The sequence below is a fragment of the Hathewaya histolytica genome (assembly GCF_901482605.1).
In the GTDB taxonomy this organism is placed as follows: Bacteria; Bacillota; Clostridia; order Clostridiales; family Clostridiaceae; genus Hathewaya; species Hathewaya histolytica.
In genome coordinates, this window is record NZ_LR590481.1 from 2,060,196 (window position 1) to 2,085,767 (window position 25,572).

The window sequence follows — 25,572 nt, forward strand, 5'->3', positions numbered from 1 at the left end:
TTAATTCACCACCTAATAAGAGTTAGATTCCCTATTAGTTTGTGCTATTTATAAAATTTTACGCATTCTATTTTAAAATTCTAAGATTTTTCATACTTAAATCAAAAGCCTTGTAAGAGTGAGTTAAATATCCTGATGATATATAATCTACACCAGTATTTGCAATACTCTTTATAGTATCTAAAGTTACATTTCCAGAAACTTCAACTTCTGCTTTCCCATCTATTATTTTCAAAGCCTCTTTTATTGTATCTACATTCATATTATCAAGCATTATAATATCTGCCTCTGCATATAGAGCTTCCTTTACTTCTTCTAAATTCTCAACTTCTACTTCTATTTTTCTTACAAAAGGAGCATATTCCCTAGCTCTTTCAATAGCTTCTTTTATTCCACCAGCTGCATCTATATGATTATCTTTTATCAAAACTCCATCGCTTAAGTTAAACCTATGGTTATATCCTCCCCCAACTCTAACTGCGTATTTTTCTAGAATTCTTAAATTAGGAGTTGTCTTTCTTGTATCCAGTAACTTTACCTTAGTTCCTTCTAACTTATCTACGAATTTCCTTGTTAAACTTGCTATACCACTTAATCTTTGAAGTAAGTTTAAAGAAACTCTTTCCCCTAATAAAACCTTTCTTGTTCTCCCCTTTACTATGCCTATAACTTGTCCCTTATTAACCTTTTCTCCTTCTGATATAAAAAACTCAACATCTACTTCCCCAACTATACTATAAACCCTTTTAAACACTTCAATCCCAGCAATAATTCCTTCCTCTTTTGCAATTAAATCTACACTACAAAAACTCTCTTCCGAAATTATCCCCTCTGTAGTTACATCTCCAAAACTTATATCTTCACTTAAAGCATCTTTTATAATTTTATCTATAATAAACCAATTCATCTTGAATATCCCTCCTAACTTCTTTTATTTTTTCTATAGCTAGTTTTGTATTTTTTTTATCCTCTTTAATTGCTTCTTCGTAAGAATATTTACATAGAAAATTTTTTATATGACTTATAAAATTAACCATATCCGTTTTGCACATATTTTTATTTATAAATTCTGCGCCTCTTTTAGAAAATACTAATGCTTCTAAAAGAGAGTTGCTAGCTAGCCTATTTTCTCCATGTACTCCAGTACAACTACATTCACCACAAGAAAATAAATTTTTCATAGATGTTCTAGTATAAGAGTCTACATTTATCCCTCCCATAAAATAATGTTGCACCGGTGTAACTCTAACTTTTTCTTTGGTTATATCAATTCCTTTTTCTAAGCAACCACTATATATACCAGGAAATCTAGACTTAATAAAATCTTCCCCTAGGTGGGTTACATCCAGTAAAACGTAGGGAACCCTAGTATTCTTTTCTTCCTCTAAAATAGCCTTTGTTAAAATATTTCTAGGAAGCAATTCGCACGCAAACTTTTCATTGTTAATATTTACAAGTTTTCCTCCCTCACCTCGTAGCGATTCCGAAATTAAAAATTTCTTTCCTTCACTTTGTTCATACAATGCTGTTGGATGAAATTGTATAAACCCTATATCACATAAATCTATATTATGTTTAATTGCCAAAGCTAATCCTATCCCTGTTAAATTTCTTTGATTAGTTGAGTTTTTAAATAAACCACCTATACCACCTGATGCAAGTACTGTATAATTACTATAAATCCTGATTATCTCTTTTTTATTATTTAAAATTCCTGTTGCCCCGTAACATTTATTATTCATAGAAATTAAATCTATAATATTTACATTTTCCAATATTTTAATGTTATCTCTATTTTTCGCTTCTCTTATTAAGGTATCGGTAACAATTTCTCCTGTTTTATCTTTACAATGCACTATTCTAAAATCACTATGTGCACCCTCTTTTGTATAATCTAATTTACCCTCACTTCTATCAAAGGGAACTCCATAACTTAATAGATTATCTATATTATTTTCTGATTCTTCTATCATAATCCTAACATTATCAATATTATTTTTGTAAAGCCCTGCTTTCATAGTATCCTCAAAATAAGCCTCTGTATCGTTAAAATCTCTTCTTTTTGAAATTCCTCCTTGAGCTAGATAAGAATTACATTCTCTTAAATCACCTTTACTTACTATGGTAACTTTAATCTTCTTATCTAAGTTTAAAGCAAAATATAATCCAGCAACTCCAGAACCTATTATTAAGACTTCTGTTTCCTTAATCATAATATCCTCTACCCCATTTATTATCCTAATCTATGCATGTTTTCTAATGCACTATATGCTCTTTTTCTAATATATTCATCTACAGTTATTTCCCCCTCCATATGTAAGAGACAGTTATATACTCTTTCTAAAGTAGTTATCTTCATGCTATTACACCTCATATTTAAACTATAGAAAACTTTATCTTTATTATTTTTATTTAGTTGATGAATAACCCCCTCATCAGTTACTATTAAATACTTTTTACTTTTGCATTCAGTACCATATTTTATGATTCCAGCAGTACTTCCTACATAATGAGCCATATCCCTTACTTCTTTCCTGCACTCTGGATGAGCTAAAATTACAATATCCTCTCCATATTTATTTTTCGCATCTATAATATCTTTAGGTTCTATATGGTCATGAATATTGCAACATCCGTGCCATAATATAATTTTCTTATCCTTAACTTTCTCAGCAACATAAGATCCTAAATTTTTATCTGGAACAAATATAATCTCATCTGATTCTAAATTATTTATTATACTAAGTGCAGAAGATGACGTACAACAAACATCGGAACAAGCTTTAACTTCAGCAGATGAGTTAACATAGCAAACAACTTTAGCATTGGGATGATTTTTTTTCATCTCTTCTATACCCTCTTTGTCTGCCATTAAAGCCATACAACATAGTGCATCTTCATGAGTTAAAAGAACTCTTTTTTCTGGTGACAAAATTTTAGCTCCCTCTGCCATAAATTTAACACCACAAAATACAATTACATCAGCATCTGTCTCTTTACCTACTTTACTCAAATAATATGAATCCCCAACATAATCCGCAATATCCTGTATATCTGGATTTTGGTAATAATGCGCCAATATAATAGCATTTCTCTCTTTTTTTAGTCTTAAAATTTCTTCTCTTATATCCCTCATATTACACCTCGTTATTTTTCTTTCACAGGTGTATATACACCTGTGAAAATAATGTTATCACTATGTTCTTATTAAATCAATAAAAATTTACTTTTGACTAATAATAAATATTATATTAAAATTTTATAGGACAGTTCGCAATATCCTGTCTTTAAATAAAACTACGGAGGGATTATTATGTTAAAAAATTCAAAGGAGGCGTCTAAGAACATCGTGAAAGAAAAGCACAATAGTAAATCTAAGACGCAAAAAATTACTTTTGCAGCTTTACTAGCTGCTATCTATGCTGCCTTAACTTTAGCTTTAAGCTTTTTAAGTTACGGTCCAGTTCAGTTTAGAATCGCGGAGGGATTAACAGTTTTACCTTATTTCTCACCCTACGCAATTTATGGGCTTTTTATAGGATGTATTGCATCTAATATTATAAGTCCAATGGGTATACCAGATCTAATTTTTGGTTCTATAGCTACACTTATAGCAGCTATTCTAACTTATTATATAGGTAGAAGTAACTTAAAATATAAAAAAGTTCTTGCTCCCTTACCTTCAGTTTTAATAAATGCTATTATAATAGGAACTATGCTAAAAATATTATATGTGAAAGATATGCCCCTTTACTTAAACATGATATACGTAGGCGTTGGCCAACTTGTATGTTGTTATGGACTTGGTCTACCCTTAATGTCAATAATTGAGAAAAATAAATCTCTAAATAAGATATTAAAATAAGGATAATAAAGCTTAGAAACTATTTAGTTTCTAAGCTTTTATTTTTTTATTTATAATTTCTTTTTTATTCTCATAGTATTAATTAAATAGATATTGAAAAGGATTTGATTTAATGAATAAAAAGTTTAAAAAACTACTAATTATACTAATTATACTTTTAATATTAGAAATCCTTATTATATTTTTAAATGAAAAACTACAGTATAGAACTTCTTCATATATAAACATAAAACATAAATTTTATAAAATAACAAATGAAGTTAAATATTAGATTAATATTGTAAAAGATTCAGTATTAGTAATATATTTACTGTTTACCATAATTATAGTAATCATTAGTGTAAAATTCACTACTGTAAATTTCGCTCTATATATGTTAAAATATAATTCATATAAAGAAAATCTTGTTCATTAATGTAAAAATATCTGTAATTATATCAATAATAAATTGAATTTTTTTAAAATACATTAAATTCATCTAATTAAAACAAATATTTCATGTAAATTAGAAAATTTATTTTTTAACAATTTTTCTACCTACATGAAATTAATAATAAAATTAATTCTATAAAAACAACTTTATTTTAACTATTGATTTTATTTTACATACCTAACTTTATGCGTAAGGCATGTATTAATTTATAATAATATAAATTTAATTTTCTAATCCAATATTAGAAGGGGAGTAATAAAATGAACTTACTAACTTTTAAAAAGGGAATTCATCCGCCCCATGGTAAAATTCTTACTCAAAATAAGAAAATAGAAGAGTTCTTACCAAAAGGTGACTTAGTATTCCCTCTTTCTCAACACATTGGAGCACCTTGTGAACCTTTAGTCAAAAAGGGGGATAAGGTTCTTGTAGGACAAAAAATAGCAGAATCAAAAGCTTTTGTATCTTCTCCAATTTATAGCAGTGTTTCTGGAACTGTAAAAAATATCACTCCACTAATGACTGCTAGTGGAGTAAAAGTAATGTCAATCATTATTGAAAATGATGGTGAATATGAAAACATAGTTTCTGAATTAAAAGAAAGAGACTATAAAACTCTTTCAGTGGAAGAAATAAAAGAAATTATAAAGGATTCAGGTATTGTGGGTATGGGAGGCGCTGCTTTTCCAACGCATATAAAATTATCACCTCCAGAAGATAAAAAAGTAGATTCTATCATATTGAATGGTGCTGAATGTGAACCTTATTTAACTTGTGACCATAGGCTTATGTTAGAACAAGGAAAAAATATAATAGAAGGATTAAAAATTGTACTTAAACTATTCCCAGAAGCTAAAGGATATATAGGCATAGAAGATAATAAACCTGATGCCATATTAGCAATGAAAAAACTAGTTGAAAAAGAAAAAAATATCGAAGTAAAAGCCTTAAAAACAAAATATCCTCAAGGGGCAGAAAAACAATTAATTTATTCTATAACTAAAAGAGAGGTACCTTCTGGAAAACTCCCTGCTGATGTAGGTTGCATTGTTCAAAACGTAGCTACTATAGAAGCAATTTATAAAGCTGTAGTATTGGGGACTCCACTCATAGAACGTGTAGTAACTATAACTGGAGATGCTATTAAAGAGCCTAAGAATTTAAAAGTAAAATTAGGTACTTCTGTAAAAGAACTTATAGATGCTTGCAATGGCTTTAGTGAAGAGCCAGTTAAAATTATTTCTGGTGGTCCTATGATGGGAATGACCTTAAGTACTTTAGATGTACCTGTGATGAAAGGAACATCTGGAATTCTTTGTCTTACAAGTAAAGCTGCTGTACTACCAGAACCAACAAATTGTATTAGATGCTCAAGATGTGTACAAGCGTGCCCAATGGGACTTATACCATGCAAATTAGACTCACTTGCTAATAGATCTGAACTTGAAGATTTTGAGTCTCTTCATGGTTTAGATTGTATTGAGTGTGGATGTTGTACTTTTGTATGTCCTGCAAAAAGACATCTTATACAATCTATTCGTACTGCAAAGCGTTCTGTGATTAACAGCAAAAAGAAAACAAAGTAAGGAGAGTGACTTAAATGAATGAACCAATGTTAACTTTATCGTCATCTCCTCATATTAGATCAAAAGATTCTGTTCAGACTATTATGAGAGATGTAGTTATAGCTTTAATTCCTCCTACTATAGCTGGAATATACTTTTTTAAATGGAAAGCGTTATTTGTTATTTTAACTGCAATCTTATCTTCACTTTTATCAGAATATCTATGGCAAAAATTAACCCATAGAAAAGTTACAATAAATGACTATAGTGCATTAGTTACAGGCTTATTAGTAGCTTTCAATGTACCTGCCACAATTCCACTATGGATGGTTGCTATAGGTTGTGCATTTGCAATTATTGTTGTTAAGCAGTTTTTTGGTGGCTTAGGCCAAAACATAGTAAATCCCGCTTTAGCAGCTAGAGCATTTTTACTTGCATCTTGGCCTGTAGCTATGACTACTTGGACTATAGATGGTGTTACCACTGCAACTCCACTTGCTGCTTTAAGAGGTGGCTTTGAAAATCTACCTTCCTTATCAAGTGTATTCCTAGGAAACATTGGTGGTTGTATAGGGGAAACTTCTGCTCTAGCTATTTTAATAGGAGCTGCCTATCTATTATATAGAAGAGTAATATCTTGGGAAATACCTGTAATGTATATAGGTACTGTTGCCTTATTAACTACTATCATAGGCAGAAACGGTTTCATGACTGGAAACGGTTTATATGAAATATTTACTGGTGGATTAATGCTAGGTGCTTTCTTCATGGCAACCGATTACACTACATCACCTGTTACCAAAAAAGGTCAAATAGTATTTGCAATAGGTTGTGGTATTATTGCAACTGTTATTCGTCTATTTGGAGGATATCCTGAGGGTGTATCCTATTCTATATTAATAATGAACTTATTCGTGCCATTAATTGATAAATACACTACTCCTAAAACTTTTGGGGGGGTGAAATAATATGGAGAAAAAAGAAAATACATTTAAATTAGGTCTTATACTTCTTATTATTACAGCTTGTGCTGGTGTAATATTAGGTTTAGCCTACACTATAACTAAAGGACCTATAGAAAAGCAAGCACAAAAACAAAATACAGAAGCTATGAAAGAAATTCTTTCTAAGGCAGATAATTTTAATAAAGTAGATATTAAACTTCCTGAAAATATAATAGAAGTAAATGAAGCCAAATCAGGCAGCAACCTTGTTGGTCATGCTATAAAAGTTAAGACTAAGGGCTATGGTGGATTAATAGAATTAATGGTTGGTATATCTAAAGAAGGTTCTGTTGAAGGTGTTAGAATACTAAGCCAATCTGAAACACCTGGTTTAGGTGCAAACTCAACTAAACCCGAATTTTATGATCAATATAAAGGAAAATCTGCTAAAAGTGATATTAATGTTGTAAAATCCTCTTCTAAAAAGGATAATGAAGAAAAAAGCTCTAATGAAAAAAAAGACGTAGAAGCTACATCCAGCGCCACTACAGATTCAAAAGAAGCTACAGAAAATGATATTACAGCTCTAACAGGCGCTACTGTAACCTCAAAATCCATAACTTCTGGAGTTAACGAAGCAATTAAACTATATAATAATACATTAAAAGGAGGTAGTAAATAATGTATACTCCTTTAGAGAGAATTAAAAATGGTGTCTTAAATGAAAATGTAATATTTATTCAGGTACTTGCAATGTGCCCTACTCTTGCGGTAACTACTAGTGCTAAAGATGCTTTAGGTATGGGATTTGCATCTACAGTAGTACTAATGGGGTCAAATTTTGTTGTATCTTTACTTAGAAAATTTATCCCTGAAAAAATACGTATTCCTTCTTTCATAGTTGTTATAGCATCTTTTGTTACCTTATTACAACTACTAATGCAAGGATTTGTACCTTCACTTTATAAATCTCTAGGAATTTTTATTCCTCTTATAGTTGTTAACTGTGTAATACTTGGAAGAGCTGAAGCTTTTGCGTCTAAAAATGGTCCTATACTTTCTATATTTGATGGTTTAGGTCAAGGACTTGGCTTTACTTTTTCACTAGGTATTATAGGAATGATTAGAGAACTTTTTGGAACTGGTAAAGTTTTTGGATTTCAGATAATGCCAGCATCTTTTCAACCTGCAATTATAATGATTTTAGCTCCTGGTGCTTTCTTTACTCTTGGTATTTTAATGGCCTTAATTAATTATAGAAATGCTAAGAAGAAAAAAGAAAATAAGAGAATAAAAGAATTTGCTGGTTGTAGTGGAAACTGTGCTAGTTGCTCTGTTAAACACGATAACTAACCTAATATAGGGGAAGGTGAAATAAATGAAATTATTTATGATTTTTTTAAGTGCTTTACTAGTAAATAACTTTGTTCTTTCAAAATTTCTAGGTATATGCTCTTTCCTTGGAGTTTCGAAGAAAGTAAAAACTGCTTTTGGTATGGGTTGTGCTGTTACTTTTGTTATGGTACTTGCGTCATTTATATCATATATAGTTTATCATACAATATTAATACCACTTAATCTAACCTACTTATATACCATAGCATTTATACTAGTTATTGCATCCTTAGTTCAATTTGTAGAAATGTTTATAAAAAAGACAAGCCCTTCTTTGTATAGTGCTTTAGGTATATTCTTACCACTTATAACTACTAACTGTGCTATACTAGGTGCTGTTATAATAAATATGAATGAAAAATACACTATGATTGAATCTGTTATATCTGGGCTTGCATCTGGACTTGGATATATGCTTGCCATTGTTTTACTTGCTGGTATAAGAGAAAGATTAGATGAAAATCAATCTATGCCAGAATCTATGAAGGGCCTTCCAATATCCTTAATTACAGCTGGATTAATGTCCATTGCATTTTTAGGATTCCAAGGTCTATTTCACTAATTTGGAGGTGCTATTATGGAATTAAATTCAATACTATTTCCCGCTCTTAGCTTAGGTGGGTTAGGACTAGTTTTTGGGGTAATACTAGGTTATGCATCAAAAAAATTCCATGTTCCTGTAGATGAACGAGTACCCCTAGTTAGAGATTGTCTACCTGGTGCTAATTGTGGAGGATGTGGATATGCTGGATGCGATGCCTATGCAGAAGCTGTAGTAAGTGGAGAAGCCGAAGCAAATTTATGTTCAGTTGCAGCTAGTGATGCTACTGAAAAAATTGGTAAAATTATGGGAGTCTCAATTGACATGGGAGAACCTAAAAAGGCCTTTGTAAAATGTGTAGGTTCTTGCAATGATGCTAAATTTAATGGTGAATATTATGGCCAAATGGATTGTCAGCAAGCTGCTATGATTCCTGGTGGTGGAAATAAATCTTGTACTTATGGATGTTTAGGTTTAGGAAGCTGTGTTAAAGCTTGTAAATTTGATGCTATACATGTGGTAGATGGTGTTGCCATTGTAGATGATGATAAATGCACAGCATGTGCTGCCTGTACAGTAGCATGTCCTAAGAATTTAATAGAGATAAAACCAAAATCAGCTATAATTAGAGTTGCTTGTAGCTCTAAAGACAAACTTAAAGAAGTTAAAGATGCATGTAATGTTGGATGTATAACCTGTGGATTATGTGCAAGAAATTGTCCTGAAGGTGCTATTGTTATGGAAAATAATTTACCAGTAGTAGATAAGGATAAATGTACTTTATGTATGAATTGTGTTCAAAAATGTCCTACAAAAGTAATTAGAGCATATGGAAATGAAATTAAAGTAAACGAAATTAAAGTGAATGCTTAAAATAAAAATAGGTTACCTTAAGGTAACCTATTTTTATTTAATATGCTTAATTTTATTGAGCCTGAGATATAAGTTTTTTGTGACTATTCCTGTAAAGTATCCAGTTATAATTGATGATATATTTAATATTGGGAAGTAAAAATATATCCTAAAATCTCTTATTAAAAATGCTGCTATTAAAAGTTGTCCTATATTATGAAAAACAGCACCTAACACACTTAGCCATTCTATACTAACATCTTCTTTAAAATATTTTAATGCTATTATAGTAACTATATTACTAAATAAACCACCTGAAAGACTAAAAAAGAAAGCAAATAAATTCCCTCCAAATAAGGAACCCAAGAAAGTTCTGATTATCATTACTGATATGGCTTCTTTCCATCCGAAAAAAAATAGTACAAATAAAGAAACAGAATTAGCAAGTCCTAATTTTATTCCCGGGAAAAGTACAGGTATCTGTGCCTCCACAAAATATATTACAAGTGCAATCCCTATACAAAACCCTAAATATAATAGTTTTTTGGTATTTTTCATAACATCACGTCCAGTTCTACATTTATCTAATAAGCTACTCCATCTACATCTTCTCTTTCCCCTAAAATTTTAATGGAAACTCTATTAGGTAAACATATAGCCATATCTCCATTTCGGGAAAGCCATCCACTTCTTATACAAACTTTATCTCTACAATTAGCATCCTTAAATCTAATTCTTCCTTTTTCTATTTCTATAATATTATAACGACCATCTTCTAATTCTATTTTAATTTCTTTTTTTTCTTTTAGATTTTTAATATCTATTTTATGCAAAACTTTACCGTCTTTCTCTATTACAGCTATTTGATTTTCTTGCTTACCAGTTCTATAAAACCATAAAGATCCTATACTTGTTAAAAATATAAGCGCTACAAATACTAAAATAAACTTATCTCCTTTTTTCATAGGTAAACTCTCCATCAGTTATACTTATTTTATTATTATACTATAACTTATATCACTATTGTAAAATTCTAATAATGTCTATAAAATTTCTTGCATTTCCTTTAGATTAACCTTACTAAAATGAACTATCGAATTTTTATCTTCTTTTAATTCCTTCAAAATATCTTCCGCTACTTCTTTAGCCATATGATATTCTTCCTCAGTTATATCCCCTATTTTAAGTGCTTCTTCTAATTCATCTTCATCTAATAACATAGTATCCCCCTTAGGTAAAAGAACTACATCAAGATATAAATCATTGAAATATGGAATTCCCCTTTCATCTATTTTGTTACTGGTACAAATGTCAAAATACCACTGAACTATTTTCTTATTACAATCAAACATAACTGTTACTGCATAATTTAGACCTTCTGGAAAATATTGAATCCAAGTATGCCCTTCATCTAATATTAGATAGTCTACACCATTCATTTCTGCATAACGTGGAGCTGTAACCTTCTTAAAATAAGATATAGCAGCATATCCCCTAAACTCATCTCTATCTATGTATTTAAAATTAAAATCTTTTTCTAATATTCTGTTCCATTTTATATGATCTGCATATTTAACCTTCATTTTTATCCCCTTTCCATGATTATATAAATTGAAAATATCATATATAGTATAAATTGTACAGGAATTTTCTTTTACTATAAATATTAAATTAATAAAAAATAACTGCAACCATATGTCCGCAGTTATTTTCATATATTTATTAATATATTCCTTTATGTATAAGTAACACAATGCTTATTTGAAGGTTAGTCTGTTATCCTCTATACTTTTTAATATTGATAAAGATTCTACTCTAACTCCTTCTTTTTCTATCTCTGACCTTCCTATTTGGAAACCTTTTTCTATAACAATACCTATTCCAACAGGTTCAGCTCCCGCTTGCCTTACAATGTCTATAAGCCCTAAAGCTGCTCTTCCATTGGCTAAGAAATCATCAATAATTAAAATTCTTTCACCTTTATTTAAATAGTTTTTACTTACTCTAACATTATATCTTTTTTGTTTTGTATAAGAAAACACATCAGATTGATAGCATTCTGTATCTAAATTAGCACTTTGAAATTTTTTTGCAAAAATTACTGGTACATAATCAAAATATTGAGATGCTATACAAGCTATACCTATTCCTGAAGCTTCTATGGTTAGTATTTTGTCTACTTTCTCACCTTTAAATCTCTCTTTAAATTCTTTTCCCATTTCATTAAAAAGTTTTACATCCATTTGGTGATTTAAGAACATATCCACCTTTAGAATATTACCTTCTAGTATTTTACCTTCTTTTAGAATTTTTTGTTTTAATAACTCCAAAATTTTCATCCTTCCTATATATGAATTATTTTAGAAAGTTCCTTAAATAATAAAATCCCTAGAAAACTGATATCAGACTAGAAGTAACTAATTAAAATTTATGTATGTCCATAAAATTAAAATTACTTACTCATAGTGGGATAGTTTAAGGCAACCCCGTAGAAACATTCGACCCTTATTGTCAAATATATATGAGTACAATTCTAAAACCTATTAAAAACTATAATAATATAAAAGATTATATATGTAAATATAATCTTTATAAAATATGTATAAAAGGAAGTTGCAGCTCTGCAACTTCCTTTTAAAATTGCTATTTATTTAATTGTCTTAATACAGTTTCAACTACATTTTCTACAGTAAATCCAAATTTCTCAAATAATATATTTCCAGGAGCTGAAGCACCAAAAGTATCCATAGATATTATATCTCCATCTAATCCTACATACTTATGCCAACCCATAGAAGAAGCTGCCTCTACTGCAACTCTATTTCTTACATTCTTAGGAAGAACTTTCTCTTTATATTCTTCCCCTTGCTCTTCAAATAGTTCCCATGATGGCATACTAATAACTCTTGCACTTATGCCCTTTTCTCTTAATTCTTTTTCAGCTTCAAATATTAAAGATACTTCTGAACCTGATGCCATTAATATAACATCTGGTGTTTCCTTTTCAGCTTCTTTTAATATATAAGCACCTTTTAAAGCTTCTTTTCCTGTACCTTCTAGTAAAGGTAGCTTTTGTCTTGATAATACAAGTCCTGTTGGTCCATCTTTACGTTCCATTGAAGCTACCCATGCAGCTGTAGTTTCTCTAGCATCTGCTGGTCTAAATACTGTAAAGTTTGGAATACTTCTTAAAGCTACTAAATGTTCTATTGGCTCATGAGTTGGACCATCTTCTCCTACACCAATACTATCATGAGTTAAAACATAAGTTAAAGGTAATTTCATTAAAGCTGATAATCTCATAGAAGCTTTCATGTAGTCAGAGAATACAAAGAATGTAGCTACAAAGCTTCTTAATCCACCATGAATTACAATACCATTACCAATAGCAGCCATGGCATGTTCTCTTACTCCAAAGTGTATATTAGCACCATTCCTATCTTCTTTAGAGAATTCACCTAAGCCTTTCATGTTTGTATTGTTTGATGGTGCAAGGTCTGCAGAACCACCAAACAAGTTTGGCATAAGCTTAGTTAATTTATTTATAATTGTTCCTGAAGCTGCTCTTGTAGCAACTGAACTTTCATGATTCCATAAATCTTCGTTATTTATAAATTCAGTTAAATCTTGATTAAAGTGTTTATCCCATTCCTTAGCTAATTCTGGATAACTTTCTTTATATTCTTCAAATAACTTATTCCAAGCTGCTTCCTTCTTTGCCCCAAGTTTTTTCATACTTTCAGTGAATTCTTTTACTTCTGTTGGTACGGAGAAATCTTCTCCTTCAGACCACTTATAGAAATCTTTTGTAGACTTCATCCCTTCAATTCCTAAAGGTGAACCATGTGTTGCAGCTGTACCTTGTTTTGGTGAACCATATCCTATAGTAGTTGTAACAACTATTAATGATGGTCTGTCTTTATCTTCTTTAGCTTTTAAAATAGCTTTTTCTATTTCTTCTATATTGTTTCCATCTTCTACAGTTAAAACATTCCATCCGTAAGCTTCGTATCTTTTAGCTACATCTTCTCTAAATGCTATATCTGTATTTCCTTCTATTGAAATATTATTAGAATCATATAAAACTATTAACTTATCTAAACCTAATGTTCCTGCTAAAGATGAAGCTTCTGATGCAATTCCTTCCATCATACATCCATCACCTGCTAAAACATAAGTATAGTGATCAATTACACTATAATTTTCTCTATTAAATTTAGCAGCTAAATGTGCCTCTGCCATAGCCATACCTACACCATTTGCAATTCCTTGACCAAGTGGTCCTGTAGTTACTTCAACACCTACTGTATGGCCATACTCTGGATGTCCTGGAGTCTTACTTCCCCATTGTCTAAAGTTTTTTAAATCTTCAATTGAAAGATCGTATCCAAAAGTATGTAATAAAGAGTATAATAATGCAGAGCCATGTCCTGCTGATAAAATAAATCTATCTCTGTTTACCCAGTTAGTATTTTCTGGATTATGATTCATCACTTTGCTCCATAGAGTGTACGCCATAGGAGCAGCCCCTAATGGTAATCCTGGATGACCTGAATTTGCTTTTTCTATTGATTCAACCGAAAGCATTCTTATATTCTTTACAACTAATTCATTAATATCCATCACTTTACCTCCCATTTGTATAACTTATTAATTATTTTGTATAAAAGTTTCCCTCATTAATTATAAAACAGCTTTTAGAATATATCTAGTGAGTTATCTAGTTTTTTTAACTTTCACAGTAAATTAAAATTATAAAACCTGCATTTTAGTTATTAGCAGGTTTTATAATTTATATTCTATTTTACAATAGAGAATTTTTCTGTTTTTTCATTAAGCTTTGTATTCTTATCTTTTGGAAAACCAACTATTATACAAATTACAGATACTATACACATAAGATAAGGATAATGCAAGTATCTCATTATTTCTATTGGTGATATCTTTGAGAGAGTAGATGCTAATAATAACTGTGCACCATATGGAATAATACCTTGAACTGCATTAGAAAATATGTCTAGTATACTTGCTGTCTTAGCTGGACTTATTCCATATTCCTCACTTACATTTTTAGCTATAGAACCTGTAATTACAATTGATACTGTATTATTAGCTGTACAAAGATTTACTAAACTTACCAAGAAGGCTATACCAAGTTCAGCGCCTCTCCTACTCTTCATGTTCTTACTAATTATGTATAACATGTAATCAATTCCACCATTATGACTTATTATCTGGACTAATCCTGCAACTAACATAGATATTATTATAAGTTCTGACATACCTAAAATTCCTTCATTAGCTGCTTTTAAAAATTCCCATACTCCAAAAGATTTGGTTGCAAGCCCTATAATACCTGCAAGCCCAACCCCTGTAACTAATACAGTAAGAACGTTTATTCCAGATAATGCTCCAACTAATACCACTATGTATGGAACTACTTTTATTAAACTATATTCATAATTACCTGTTAAATTAACTTTAGCACCTTTAGTCATAAATATTAATATCATTGTAGTTATAATAACAGAAGGAATCACCATATATAAGTTTATCTTAAATTTTTCCTTCAAATTAGTACCTTGTGTCCTAACAGCTGCTATGGTTGTATCTGAAAGCATTGATAGGTTGTCCCCAAACATTGATCCTCCAACAACAGCCCCTATAGCTAAGGCATTTGATACTCCTATTTTCTCTGCTATACCTAATGCAATAGGTGCAAGTGCTGCTATAGTCCCCATGGATGTACCAATTGATAGTGAAATAAAACATGAAATTAAAAACACACCTGCAATTAAAATATTACTCGGTAAAAATTTTAACCCTATATTTACTGTAGATTCTACGGATCCCATAGATTTGGCTACACTTGCAAAAGCACCTGAAAAGATAAAGATAAGAATCATTATTATAATATCTAAATTTCCCGCACCTTTAGCAAATAACTCCAACTTAGTATCTATAGATTCCTTTCTATTCATTATAAAGGCTACTATACATGCTGCTAAAAGAGCTATAATAACAGGCATTTTATAAAAGTCAGCTGTTATTATAGATGTTGCAAGATATAGAACTAAAAATACTAACATTGGTAATAATGCTATGGGGTTCCCTTTTGAGTTTTTTCCTTTCCCTATACTCATAATATCATTTAGTCTGTATAAGACTAAATATTCACCTCCTATGTATATGTATATTAAATAATGTTACTAAAAACTATATCATATACCAATAAAGTGAAATAGTATTATTAATTAAATGTATAGCTAAATATTAACTATAGATTTAACTTATATATTATACATTTATACAGAATATTAAAACTTTTTTATAATTTATTCAATTTCTTATTTACATGTTAAATTAATTATGGTATCCTTATAATTACAAATACAACTTTACGTTATTTTCAGAATATTAAAAATATACCGCAAAATAACTTAAAGTTTCCTCATCACATCATATTAAGTCATAAACTTATTCAATGCCCCCCATTATAATAATGGATGAATAGGAATTGACATTAATAATTAAAAGCTCCTTAAACTTTAAGGAGCTATTTTTTATAGATATTCTTTTATTATTTCTTTTATAACCTCTCCACCAATTATCATACCTGCCACAGGTGGTACAAAAGATATACTTGCAGGAGTTTGCCTCTTAGTCGGCCGTTTTTCACTTGCATTATTACTTATGCACACTTCTTTACTAGTAATTACATCTTCAACTTTAGGTTTTCTAGGTGTCTCTTCTGAATAAAGAACTTTTACCTTTTCTATACCTCTTTTTCTTAATTCATGTCTCATTACTTTTGCTAAAGGACATATTTTAGTTTTATTTAAGGTTGTAACCTTAAACTTAGTTGGATCTAATTTATTACCTGTTCCCATTGAACTTATAATATTTATATTGTTTTTAACACAGTATTCTATTACATCAATTTTTGAAGAAACTGTATCTATTGCATCTATAACATAATCTACATCTGTAGGTATAATATCCTTCATATTATCTTTATTTATAAAACGTTGATAAATATCAACATTACATTTAGGATTTATGCTTAAAATTCTTTCTCTCATGACCTCTACTTTAGGTTTATCAATAGTATTATAGTTTGCAATAACTTGCCTATTAATATTAGTAACACAAACTGTATCAACATCAACTAATATTAAATTCCCTACTCCTGATCTTGTTAAAGCTTCTGTTGCAAAACTACCTACTCCGCCTATCCCTAGTACAACTACTTTAGAATTCTTAAGTTTATTTAGTGCTTCTTTGCCTACTAAAAGTTCTGTTCTTGATAATGAATGTTTCACCATGCTATCTTCCCTTCAGCTAATCTATTTATAATCTAGACTATAGATTTTTCTTTCATTTGTTCTTGCATATCTCTTATTTTTACTAAACTTTCTTCTCTGTTCTTCTTATTATCTTCCTCTATTTGTTTTGTTTCTTCTATTCCTTGCATTATAGTGTTCCAAGTTTGTTCTAAAGTTTCAATCTTAACACTTGATGATCCTGCAAGTTTTGCTATATCCACACTCTGATTCTTTATATTCTCTGCATTTTTTATAAGAAGTTCATTTGTAGTTTTATCCAATTCACTTAAAGAATCTGCCACAAGTTTTTGCCTTTTTAAAGCTACTGCCTGAATAATACCATTTTTAAATACTGGTATAGTTACCACAAAGGCAGAATGAATTTTAGATACAAGCTTATAGTTACCTTTTTGAATAATTCTAATCTGTGGAGCAGTTTGAAGGGATACGACTTTTCCCATCTCTAGGTCATATATTCTTTGCTTTAAAAGCTCTAAAGAATTCTTCATATTCTCCACATTTATAATATCCATCTGATCTCCACTATCTGCTGCCTTTTTTTCTAATTTAGGAAGAAGATTTTCTTCTATGTCATGTTCAATAATTTTACCAGCTGCTATATACTTTTCTAATTCTCTATAATAATGAACATTTTCTTCATACATGGCATCTAACATGATATTAACATCATTTATATCTTTTTTATAACCTGTTAATTGCGTATATATAGTATCTATTTCTCCCCCTATGGTTTTATATTTACCCATAAGCTTTTCTATGGCTTTTGAAGGTGAATTAAATAATCTTTGAAAAAACCCTTGTTTTTCTTCTATAAAATCATTTTTATCAAATTTCTTCATAATTGAAGTTAGTTGTTTTATCATTTCACTAGAACCTTCAACACTAGAAGTTTTTATACTTTTTAATATTCTATCTGAAAACTCAGCTATTTTATTAGCAGGTTCATTACCAAAATCCAAAATAGCATTTCCGTCATTAATATTTATTTTTGTGGTAAGAGCCATAACTTCCTTTGAGTCCTGTAACTCCTCTTTAAATTTATTTGCAACATCTTTCATATCATCTTCTTTAATTTCAATAATTGAATTATCTATATTATTCTCCATAGAACATTCCTCCCAAATTAAAATCCAAATATTCTTTGAAATATTCCTTTTTTCTTTTCTTTTGGTTTTCTAAATCCTAAATTAAACCTCATCTTATCTAAGGTATGTGTATCGTATAAATCTTCATATATATAGTTCTCAATATCACTGTAACCAGATGGATTAAATACAAATATATCAATACCCATATAGTTTAATAATGTTAGAAGGACACAATCTTCCATAGATACATTTCCATTTTGTTCATTATTATATATAACTATTTTAGGAATTGCTCCTGTATAATCAAAGGACTGTAGAAGTTCTTGAAATTTTTTATCTATACTACTTATTAATACAGAAAATATCTCTACTTGAAAATCTCTAGCTTTTTCATTTTGCTTATTATATATTACAGGATTCAAGCAAAGTTCCTTTATAGCTTCTCCTAAAGCTCTTTGCATCCCCATCCTTAATTCTCCATAACGCCACCATGAAGAATTTATCATTTTATTTACGTCGAAATATAGACTATCTTTAGGATAAACTTCATTAAACTTACTATATTCTAAATGAATATAGTCTATAATAGGTAACTTATCTACAAAAATAGTATTTTTCTCATTTATTATATTATCTATAAGTCTAAAGTAATCTTCCCCATTTTCTTTAGTACCTATTATCTTACCAAATATATTAGGAATATATACTGTGTCATTTTCAACCTTCCATCCCTGTCTCATACTTCCAGGCTCTTTCATCCATATAAATATCTCTTCAAAAGTGGTTTTTAAGGTAATAGGTTTTACTTTATACTCTGAAAACTGCCAAGGTCTATAAAAATTACCCTTATCATTATATAATATTCTATCTAATTCCTCTTTAGCACCATAGGCTACAGTACCAATTCTTTCAGTAAAAGTTTTTGGTAATTCTTTTATACTACAACGTTTTGAATATATGACTTCTCTTGAAAAAGTATTGTTGGGATCAACTTTTTTGAAAACCTCATCATCCTCTGTACAAAAGTATAATACATCTATTCCTAGCGTCCAAAGTAATATCAAAAATAAACTCTCTTCCTCATATACCTTACCGTAATAAATCACTTTAGGATTAAGTTCCTCATAATCATAATTGACTGTTAAATCAGGAATATAAAAATTTGCCCAATATATTAAGTAAGCTAAAATTTCATTTAATTTTACTTCACCCTTAGCTATATTTTTATAATATTCTAATACTACTTTCAAATTATTTTTTACTTGTTCCCCAAAATATAAATTATTAAATCCCTTTAAAAGAGAGTTCTGATCTACTTTTTGCATTAAAAATCCTATATCATTAGTTAAACTCCCTTCCTTTATATTACAAAGTACACTTTGAATTTTAACTCCGATATCCTTTGTAAAACCATTGGAAACATTTAAATATAGCGGTCCTAGAAACATAAGTTCTTTATGAAGTCTTAAAATTTCATCATAATAAGCTTCTTCATCTTCTTTTATGCCAATAAATCTATAAAAATATGCTGGTAGTTTAACCACATTAGAATTTAATTTATAACCCTTTCTATGTGTTAAAGGTGTCTTTAATGCCTCCCAGATTTTATCATCCAATTCTAAATTCGTAGCATTTATTTGTATATTACTTAATCTAGCTTTCATAATCAACTTTTCACCCTTTAAATACCTATGATTTTATATTATATAGTATATCATATTAACTACTAATAATTAATGAAATATTGTCTTAATTTTATTGAGAAACTTATTAAGATATTTTTGATTGTTATGTAAAACCCCACTAGGTTTAACCTAGTAGGGTTTATTATTTTAATATTTACTTTTGTTTTTCACTTTTTAATACATCAGCCATAGCTGCTATGCTACCTAAACTTGATAAAGCTTCATTAGGTAATATTAATTTATTTGCAGGATTAGTTGCCATTTCTTTTAAGGCTTCAATTTGCTTTAATGCAATTACAGTTTCATTTGTTCCAGATTCGATTATAGCTTTATTAACTTTAACTATAGCATCTGCTTCTGCTTTTGATATAGCTTCTATAGCTCTTGCCTTACCTTCTGCCTCTAATAATTGTGATTCTTTAAGACCTTCTGCTTTTCTAATATTAGCCTCCTTAGCTGCCTCAGCTTCAAGTATCTTAGCTTGTTTTTCTCCTTCAGCTCTAGCAATTTCACTTTGCTTTTGTCCTTCTGCTTGAAGTATCAATGCTCTTTTATCTCTTTCAGCTCTCATTTGCTTTTCCATAGCTTCTTGTATTTCAGCTGGAGGAATTATATTTTTTATTTCTACAGAAAGAATTTTAATTCCATATTCATCTGTAATTTCATCTATTATTTCTAAAAGTTTAGAGTTAATTCTATCTCTTCCTGATAATACTTCATCTAATGTCATATCACCAACTATGTTTCTCATATTAGTAATTGTAGAATATATTATACCTGATTTATAATCTTCAATATTGTAAACTGCATCCTTTGAATTTATTACTCTATAAAATATAACATTATCTATAGATATTTTAACATTATCCTTAGTTATAACGCTTTGAGGTTGGATATCTAAAATTTGTTGCTTTGTAGAAATTCTCTTTCTCACAAAATCAGCAAATGGTATAGTTGTATGCCACCCTGGCTCTAAAGTTCTATTATATTGCCCAAATCTTTCTACTATATAAACATAACCTGTGTTAACTACTTTTATTGAAGACAATACTGTCAATCCAACAAAAACTAAAATAACTATAAGTATTATTGGTCCCATAACTATTCCCTCCTAGTTTATTTCCTTTAAATTTTTAATTATTAACTTATTTCCTTCTATACCCACTATTATAAACCTATTACCTTTTTCTATCACTCCCCCTTTATTTACAACAGTCCAGTATACACCATTTATTTTTATATTAGATTTTAATTTTATAACTTCCTCTGCTGTAAACTCTCTTCCTATATAGCTCTGTTCCATAGTTTTTACCTTTTCACTTGATCTTTTATTAAACTTTTTAGCCAATGGATATCCCAAGACTAATCCGATTAAACTTGTTACTATAAAAATAATAATTTGAGGTGTGCTTCCAAGTCCAAAACTTAAAGCTATTAATGAAAATATCGATCCTATACTAAACCAAACAAATAATATGGAACTTGTAAATACATCTATAAAAAGTGTAGATAAAGCTATTATTATCCAAATAGTAAACATACTCCACTCCATTATATCACCTCCCTAAAATATATTTTCATGGTTTAATTTGTTATATTAATAATACAGTATTTTAATTCTTTTTAAAAGTTTTATTTTCACCCTAAAAGTAATATTAAATACCCCTTAATACGTTTTTCCTAATTCTATATCCTTTTTTCTTAAATAATCTATTCTTTATAAAATATTAATTTCCTCTATATAATACTATATAATAATCTTCAGTGGTATAATAAGTGAAATGCTAGTTTTTCGTATGTTATAAAAATCCGTTTTATAAGAAAGGTAGTGAATTATTATGAAAATTCCTTTTATAAAAGTAGCTACTGCATGTCCTAAAACAAAGGTTGCAGAGATAAGTTATAATTTAGAAAATTTAAATATTTGTATACAAGATGCGCTTAAAAACGAGGCTAAATTAGTTGTTTTTCCAGAACTATGCACTACTTCCTATACTTGCTCAGATTTATTTTTTCAAAACAAACTCATAGAAGAATCAAATAAAGCTTTACATAAATTATGTGAGATTTCTTTAAATAAAGATATGATAATTTCTATTGGCGCACCTATTTTACATGAGGATAACTTGTATAATTGCGCTGTAATTATTTTTGAAGGTACTATTCTAGGTATCGTCCCTAAAAGTTATCTGCCTAATTATAGTGAATTTTATGAAAAGCGTTGGTTTACAGAAGGATTAAATATTAAAAGCTCTTCTGTGGATTTATATTTTCAAGAAAACATACCTTTTGGTACAGATTTAATTTTTAAATATAAAAATGTAAAAATATCATATGAAATATGTGAAGACTTGTGGGTTACAATTCCACCTAGCTCATATTCAGCTTTGGATGGGGCAAATATTATTTGTAATCTATCTGCTTCTAATGAACTCGTAAGTAAATCTACTTATAGAAAGAGTCTTGTTGAAAACCAAAGTGCTCGCTGTATGTGTGCTTATATATACTCCTCTTCAGGTGTACATGAATCTTCCACAGACTTATGCTTTAGTGGTCATTTAATTATATCAGAAAATGGATCTATATTAAATGAGAATAAAAGGTTCAATCGTGATAACGAAGTTATCTATTCTATAATTGATTTAGAAAAATTAGCATCGGAAAGAAGAAAAAATACTAGTTTTAAAAAGAATTATTCAAATACTAATTTAAGTTTTAGACAAATAACATTTGAATTTAGGAATACATCAATAAAAAACTTTGATCGAATTATTAATAAACATCCTTTTATTCCAAGTAATGAAAAACTTATGAATGATCGTTTTGAAGAAATTTTAAATATTCAAAGTAATGCTTTGGCAAAACGATTAGAACATACCAATATAAATAAAGCTATATTAGGCATTTCTGGAGGACTTGATTCCACTCTAGCACTTATTGTGGTAATTAAAACTTTTGATATGCTAAAAGTATCTCGTAAAAATATTTTTGCCATAACCATGCCTGGATTCGGTACTACTGATAGAACTTATAATAATGCCCTAGATTTATGTGAAACTTTAGGAGTTACGTTAAAAGAAATTAATATAGTAGATGCATGTATTCAACATTTTAAAGATATTGACCATGATAGGGAAATCCATGATGTGACTTATGAAAATGTTCAAGCAAGAGAAAGAACTCAAATTCTAATGGACATTGCTAATAAAAATAATGCGCTTTTAATAGGAACTGGAGATTTATCTGAATTAGCCTTAGGTTGGTGTACTTATAATGGAGACCATATGTCTATGTACTCTGTAAACTCCTCTATACCTAAAACTTTAGTTAGGTATATAGTTAATTATGCTTCTATGCATTCAGAAGAATTTAAAGATTGTAGAGATATATTACAAGATATCTTAGATACGCCTGTTAGTCCAGAACTACTGCCTAAGGATAGTAATGGAGATATAATTCAAAAAACAGAGTATATTGTTGGACCTTACGAATTACATGACTTTTTCCTATATCATTTTATGAAAGAAGGGGCATCACCTGAAAGAATTTATTTTTTAGCAAAACATGCTTTCAAAAAAGATTATGATGAAAATACTATTAAAAAGTGGTTAGATAAATTCTTATTTAGATTCTTTACTCAACAATTTAAACGTTCAGCATTGCCTGATGGGCCAAAGGTCGGAAGTATAAGCTTATCTCCAAGGGGAGATTTAAAAATGCCTTCTGACAGTAGCTATGTTGACTTTCTAAACTATAAATAAAAATTAGGAGCAGCTTTATACTGCTCCTATCTATATATATCTACTAATAATCCAGTAATCTCATCTATAGTAGAAGCTATATTTATATGTTCTTTTTCTTCTTTTAAAAGCTCTTCTGTTAAATCCTCTAGCTTCCTATCTATAGTTTCTACTGTTATAAAATATCCTGCCTGCCAAAAGCTTATATCTTTATTTACACTATACATATGCTCTAATACAGATTGTAAATACTCTCTAATAAGATTTTTATAATTCTTAACATCACTATAAGATTTAATAATAGCAAGTCTATTTCCTTTTTTCTTTATAGTTTCAAGTAATTTTTTAATCTCTTCTTTTGATTTTTTTTGTTTTGCAAAATTCATGCTATTAGAAAAATCTTTTTTTCCAGTAACCTTTTTAGTTTCTGTCATTACTTTTCCATTTCTGCCAACTCTTCCTATCTCCATAATCTCACCTCAATCTCACAACAAATTTACTCTTATAATAAGTATACCAAAAAATAATAAAATTCTATAGACTAAATAAAAAAGCATAGCTTATGCTATGCTTCTAAAGGATTTCTATTCTTTTTCTGTTTTTTAGCTTCTTTATACTCTTCATACTCCTCATGTAATTCTCTATTAGCTTTATTAATATATATATATCCTGTTACAGCAGCTATTACATCCACTACGGGATAAGTAATCCAAGCTCCATTTACTCCCCATAACTTTATAAATAATATAGAAACAGGAATAAATATTAGTAGTTGCCTATATATAGATAGAATAAAACTTACATTAGCCTGTCCAATAGACTGATAGTAATAAGTTGCTATATAGTAAAGACTTATTATAGGGAATACTGATATACAAATTCTAAAAGCTCTAACAGCATCGTTTAATAGAGCAGGATCAGTTAAGAAACTACCTATTATTTGTTTTGTAAATATCATCATAGTTGCCCATAAGGCAACACAAGTAATTGATGCAGTTATAATTGTCTTTTTAACTGTTTCTTTTAACCTTTTAAAATTGTTAGCTCCATAATTAAAGGCAACTATAGGCTGCATTGCGGAGCTTATTCCAAGCATTGTTATATAAAGGAACATAGATATTCTAGTAATTACTCCTACTATTACTATAGCACCATCTCCACCAAAATCTGACAACATATTATTTAATAAAGTAGCTACTATAGCATCAGAAAATTCTATTATAAAAGTTGTAAATCCTACTGATACTATTATTTTAACTGCCCCACGGCAAAATCCTAAACCTAATCCTAAATTGAACTTTTTGTGTACATCGGCATAAACATACCACGCTACTAAGAAACTTATAAATTGTGAAGCTACTGTGGCAATAGCTGCCCCTTTCACACCCACTCCAAATATTTTAACTAATATAAAGTCTATTATTACATTACCGATGGCACCTGCAGTGGTTGCTATAAGCATTATTTTAGTATTACCTAATGCAGTCATTATATAACACATAATAAGTGTTAGGCATTGAAATATTCCACCTATTAATATAATTGTTACATATTCTTTCGCCAATGGTAAAATATTTGGAGTTGATCCGATTTTTATTAATAACCAATCTAGTGACATATATATAGTTACTGGCAAAATAGTCATTGAAATAATACCTAAACTTAGAGCACTTTTTATAGTTTTCTTAAGATCATCATAGTTCTCTTCTCCAAGGTATCTAGCAACAGTGGTGCTTGTACCAATTGCTATAAGAAGTGCCGTAGATACCATTAACTTTTGTATTGGAAAGGCTATAGTTAAAGCTCCTATAGCATTAGGGCCTACATATCTACCCACAAAGAAAGTATCTACCATATTATAAAGTTCTAAAACTAATAAAGTTATTACAGCAGGTATAGCAAATTTTAATAATACCTTTTCTACCTTCCCGTCAGTAAATATCTTATCGTCAATTCCCATAATATCCCTCTCTTATTTATATATTTTGAATTAATATTTTTAACATCTATTATCACTTCATTAATCCCTCACTTTCAAAACATACTTCTTAACTATATTATAGATTCTTTTTTTATATACCGCATTCACTTACTTGTGAACAAAAATGTACATTTTTA

Annotated in this window: 24 protein-coding genes and 1 riboswitch; of the genes, 8 read left to right on the forward strand and 16 right to left on the reverse strand. The window is 29.4% G+C overall.

Annotated elements, in window-relative coordinates:
* Window positions 1-67: 67 nt before the first annotated feature.
* From nadC to nadA, 3 genes are read right to left on the reverse strand one after another with little or no spacing between them, the layout of a single operon-like run.
* Window positions 68-907, reverse strand: coding sequence for a carboxylating nicotinate-nucleotide diphosphorylase (gene nadC / locus FGL08_RS09970; RefSeq protein ID WP_138210648.1), 840 nt, complete (start codon window positions 905-907; stop codon window positions 68-70).
* The gene (locus FGL08_RS09975; RefSeq protein WP_138210649.1) at window positions 885-2,213 is read right to left on the reverse strand and encodes an L-aspartate oxidase; all 1,329 of its coding nucleotides are present in this window, start codon (window positions 2,211-2,213) and stop codon (window positions 885-887) included. The genes nadC and FGL08_RS09975 overlap by 23 nt, the downstream gene beginning before the upstream one ends.
* 20 nt (window positions 2,214-2,233) lie before the next feature.
* Entirely contained in the window at window positions 2,234-3,136 is a 903-nt protein-coding gene (nadA, locus tag FGL08_RS09980; RefSeq protein ID WP_138210650.1) for a quinolinate synthase NadA, read from the reverse strand.
* Between the two features lie 177 nt (window positions 3,137-3,313).
* Here nadA and FGL08_RS09985 point away from each other — a divergent pair, with 177 nt between their 5' ends.
* The 7 genes from FGL08_RS09985 to FGL08_RS10015 all read left to right on the forward strand — a co-directional run bounded on the left by FGL08_RS09985 (window position 3,314) and on the right by FGL08_RS10015 (window position 9,616).
* Window positions 3,314-3,865: a QueT transporter family protein gene (locus FGL08_RS09985; protein ID WP_138210651.1), complete on the forward strand. Its 552-nt coding sequence runs from the start codon at window positions 3,314-3,316 to the stop codon at window positions 3,863-3,865.
* 693 nt (window positions 3,866-4,558) lie between these two features.
* Window positions 4,559-5,884 (forward strand): electron transport complex subunit RsxC, encoded by a 1,326-nt coding sequence (gene rsxC, locus FGL08_RS09990; RefSeq protein ID WP_138210652.1) that lies wholly within the window; start codon window positions 4,559-4,561, stop codon window positions 5,882-5,884.
* A 14-nt stretch (window positions 5,885-5,898) separates the two neighbouring features.
* Window positions 5,899-6,831 carry an RnfABCDGE type electron transport complex subunit D gene (locus FGL08_RS09995; RefSeq protein ID WP_138210653.1) on the forward strand — a complete coding sequence of 311 codons (933 nt, stop codon included), beginning with the start codon at window positions 5,899-5,901 and terminating at the stop codon, window positions 6,829-6,831.
* A gap of 1 nt (window position 6,832) precedes the next feature.
* On the forward strand, window positions 6,833-7,489 hold the full coding sequence (locus FGL08_RS10000) for an RnfABCDGE type electron transport complex subunit G (RefSeq protein ID WP_138210654.1): 657 nt from the start codon (window positions 6,833-6,835) through the stop codon (window positions 7,487-7,489).
* Complete coding sequence (rsxE, locus tag FGL08_RS10005; protein WP_138210655.1) at window positions 7,489-8,160, forward strand: electron transport complex subunit RsxE; 672 nt, start codon at window positions 7,489-7,491, stop codon at window positions 8,158-8,160. Before FGL08_RS10000 ends, rsxE begins: the two co-directional genes overlap by 1 nt.
* A gap of 25 nt (window positions 8,161-8,185) precedes the next feature.
* Window positions 8,186-8,764 (forward strand): electron transport complex subunit RsxA, encoded by a 579-nt coding sequence (gene rsxA, locus FGL08_RS10010; protein WP_138210656.1) that lies wholly within the window; start codon window positions 8,186-8,188, stop codon window positions 8,762-8,764.
* A 15-nt stretch (window positions 8,765-8,779) separates the two neighbouring features.
* On the forward strand, window positions 8,780-9,616 hold the full coding sequence (locus tag FGL08_RS10015; protein ID WP_138210657.1) for an RnfABCDGE type electron transport complex subunit B: 837 nt from the start codon (window positions 8,780-8,782) through the stop codon (window positions 9,614-9,616).
* 33 nt (window positions 9,617-9,649) lie between these two features.
* On the opposite strand, the gene FGL08_RS10020 is transcribed toward FGL08_RS10015, so the two are convergent.
* The 11 genes from FGL08_RS10020 to FGL08_RS10070 all read right to left on the reverse strand — a co-directional run bounded on the left by FGL08_RS10020 (window position 9,650) and on the right by FGL08_RS10070 (window position 21,266).
* Window positions 9,650-10,153 (reverse strand): Gx transporter family protein, encoded by a 504-nt coding sequence (locus FGL08_RS10020; RefSeq protein ID WP_138210658.1) that lies wholly within the window; start codon window positions 10,151-10,153, stop codon window positions 9,650-9,652.
* Between the two features lie 26 nt (window positions 10,154-10,179).
* Window positions 10,180-10,560 carry a NusG domain II-containing protein gene (locus FGL08_RS10025; RefSeq protein ID WP_138210659.1) on the reverse strand — a complete coding sequence of 127 codons (381 nt, stop codon included), beginning with the start codon at window positions 10,558-10,560 and terminating at the stop codon, window positions 10,180-10,182.
* A 78-nt stretch (window positions 10,561-10,638) separates the two neighbouring features.
* Complete coding sequence (locus FGL08_RS10030) at window positions 10,639-11,178, reverse strand: ribonuclease FAU-1 family protein (protein WP_171012042.1); 540 nt, start codon at window positions 11,176-11,178, stop codon at window positions 10,639-10,641.
* A 174-nt stretch (window positions 11,179-11,352) separates the two neighbouring features.
* Window positions 11,353-11,925 (reverse strand): xanthine phosphoribosyltransferase, encoded by a 573-nt coding sequence (locus tag FGL08_RS10035; RefSeq protein ID WP_138210661.1) that lies wholly within the window; start codon window positions 11,923-11,925, stop codon window positions 11,353-11,355.
* Between the two features lie 113 nt (window positions 11,926-12,038).
* A riboswitch (purine riboswitch) is annotated at window positions 12,039-12,140 on the reverse strand.
* A gap of 98 nt (window positions 12,141-12,238) precedes the next feature.
* A complete protein-coding gene (gene tkt / locus FGL08_RS10040) occupies window positions 12,239-14,218 on the reverse strand; it encodes a transketolase (protein ID WP_138210662.1) in 1,980 nt (659 codons plus the stop codon).
* A 176-nt stretch (window positions 14,219-14,394) separates the two neighbouring features.
* A complete protein-coding gene (locus FGL08_RS10045) occupies window positions 14,395-15,738 on the reverse strand; it encodes a Na+/H+ antiporter NhaC family protein (protein WP_138210663.1) in 1,344 nt (447 codons plus the stop codon).
* 420 nt (window positions 15,739-16,158) lie between these two features.
* Complete coding sequence (locus FGL08_RS10050) at window positions 16,159-16,920, reverse strand: tRNA threonylcarbamoyladenosine dehydratase (RefSeq protein WP_138210664.1); 762 nt, start codon at window positions 16,918-16,920, stop codon at window positions 16,159-16,161.
* A gap of 32 nt (window positions 16,921-16,952) precedes the next feature.
* Window positions 16,953-18,047 (reverse strand): toxic anion resistance protein, encoded by a 1,095-nt coding sequence (locus tag FGL08_RS10055; protein ID WP_138210665.1) that lies wholly within the window; start codon window positions 18,045-18,047, stop codon window positions 16,953-16,955.
* 17 nt (window positions 18,048-18,064) lie between these two features.
* Window positions 18,065-19,693: a YceG family protein gene (locus tag FGL08_RS10060; RefSeq protein WP_138210666.1), complete on the reverse strand. Its 1,629-nt coding sequence runs from the start codon at window positions 19,691-19,693 to the stop codon at window positions 18,065-18,067.
* Window positions 19,694-19,868: 175 nt separating this feature from the next.
* Window positions 19,869-20,813 (reverse strand): SPFH domain-containing protein, encoded by a 945-nt coding sequence (locus FGL08_RS10065; protein ID WP_138210667.1) that lies wholly within the window; start codon window positions 20,811-20,813, stop codon window positions 19,869-19,871.
* Window positions 20,814-20,825: 12 nt separating this feature from the next.
* Window positions 20,826-21,266, reverse strand: a complete 441-nt coding sequence (locus FGL08_RS10070) for an NfeD family protein (protein ID WP_138210668.1) — start codon at window positions 21,264-21,266, stop codon at window positions 20,826-20,828.
* Between the two features lie 286 nt (window positions 21,267-21,552).
* On the opposite strand from FGL08_RS10070, the gene FGL08_RS10075 reads away from it, so the two are divergent.
* Window positions 21,553-23,475 (forward strand): NAD(+) synthase, encoded by a 1,923-nt coding sequence (locus FGL08_RS10075; protein WP_243117973.1) that lies wholly within the window; start codon window positions 21,553-21,555, stop codon window positions 23,473-23,475.
* A gap of 26 nt (window positions 23,476-23,501) precedes the next feature.
* Here FGL08_RS10075 and FGL08_RS10080 read toward each other — a convergent pair whose 3' ends face one another.
* Both FGL08_RS10080 and FGL08_RS10085 read right to left on the reverse strand, forming a co-directional pair.
* Window positions 23,502-23,924, reverse strand: coding sequence for a YaaR family protein (locus FGL08_RS10080; protein ID WP_138210669.1), 423 nt, complete (start codon window positions 23,922-23,924; stop codon window positions 23,502-23,504).
* 95 nt (window positions 23,925-24,019) lie between these two features.
* A complete protein-coding gene (locus FGL08_RS10085) occupies window positions 24,020-25,414 on the reverse strand; it encodes an MATE family efflux transporter (protein WP_138210670.1) in 1,395 nt (464 codons plus the stop codon).
* Between the last annotated feature and the right edge of the window lie 158 nt (window positions 25,415-25,572).

Coding starts and splice junctions, on each gene's coding strand:
- tkt (WP_138210662.1), bottom strand. CDS start 14,218: ATGGATATTAATGAATTAGTTGTAAAGAATATAAGAATGCTTTCGGTT.
- FGL08_RS10050 (WP_138210664.1), bottom strand. CDS start 16,920: ATGGTGAAACATTCATTATCAAGAACAGAACTTTTAGTAGGCAAAGAA.
- rsxC (WP_138210652.1), top strand. CDS start 4,559: ATGAACTTACTAACTTTTAAAAAGGGAATTCATCCGCCCCATGGTAAA.
- FGL08_RS10085 (WP_138210670.1), bottom strand. CDS start 25,414: ATGGGAATTGACGATAAGATATTTACTGACGGGAAGGTAGAAAAGGTA.
- FGL08_RS10045 (WP_138210663.1), bottom strand. CDS start 15,738: ATGAGTATAGGGAAAGGAAAAAACTCAAAAGGGAACCCCATAGCATTA.
- FGL08_RS10020 (WP_138210658.1), bottom strand. CDS start 10,153: ATGAAAAATACCAAAAAACTATTATATTTAGGGTTTTGTATAGGGATT.
- rsxE (WP_138210655.1), top strand. CDS start 7,489: ATGTATACTCCTTTAGAGAGAATTAAAAATGGTGTCTTAAATGAAAAT.
- FGL08_RS10015 (WP_138210657.1), top strand. CDS start 8,780: ATGGAATTAAATTCAATACTATTTCCCGCTCTTAGCTTAGGTGGGTTA.
- rsxA (WP_138210656.1), top strand. CDS start 8,186: ATGAAATTATTTATGATTTTTTTAAGTGCTTTACTAGTAAATAACTTT.
- FGL08_RS10030 (WP_171012042.1), bottom strand. CDS start 11,178: ATGAAGGTTAAATATGCAGATCATATAAAATGGAACAGAATATTAGAA.
- FGL08_RS10060 (WP_138210666.1), bottom strand. CDS start 19,693: ATGAAAGCTAGATTAAGTAATATACAAATAAATGCTACGAATTTAGAA.
- FGL08_RS10055 (WP_138210665.1), bottom strand. CDS start 18,047: ATGGAGAATAATATAGATAATTCAATTATTGAAATTAAAGAAGATGAT.
- FGL08_RS10070 (WP_138210668.1), bottom strand. CDS start 21,266: ATGGAGTGGAGTATGTTTACTATTTGGATAATAATAGCTTTATCTACA.
- FGL08_RS09975 (WP_138210649.1), bottom strand. CDS start 2,213: ATGATTAAGGAAACAGAAGTCTTAATAATAGGTTCTGGAGTTGCTGGA.
- FGL08_RS10065 (WP_138210667.1), bottom strand. CDS start 20,813: ATGGGACCAATAATACTTATAGTTATTTTAGTTTTTGTTGGATTGACA.
- FGL08_RS09995 (WP_138210653.1), top strand. CDS start 5,899: ATGAATGAACCAATGTTAACTTTATCGTCATCTCCTCATATTAGATCA.
- FGL08_RS10025 (WP_138210659.1), bottom strand. CDS start 10,560: ATGAAAAAAGGAGATAAGTTTATTTTAGTATTTGTAGCGCTTATATTT.
- nadA (WP_138210650.1), bottom strand. CDS start 3,136: ATGAGGGATATAAGAGAAGAAATTTTAAGACTAAAAAAAGAGAGAAAT.
- nadC (WP_138210648.1), bottom strand. CDS start 907: ATGAATTGGTTTATTATAGATAAAATTATAAAAGATGCTTTAAGTGAA.
- FGL08_RS10080 (WP_138210669.1), bottom strand. CDS start 23,924: ATGGAGATAGGAAGAGTTGGCAGAAATGGAAAAGTAATGACAGAAACT.
- FGL08_RS10000 (WP_138210654.1), top strand. CDS start 6,833: ATGGAGAAAAAAGAAAATACATTTAAATTAGGTCTTATACTTCTTATT.
- FGL08_RS09985 (WP_138210651.1), top strand. CDS start 3,314: ATGTTAAAAAATTCAAAGGAGGCGTCTAAGAACATCGTGAAAGAAAAG.
- FGL08_RS10075 (WP_243117973.1), top strand. CDS start 21,553: ATGAAAATTCCTTTTATAAAAGTAGCTACTGCATGTCCTAAAACAAAG.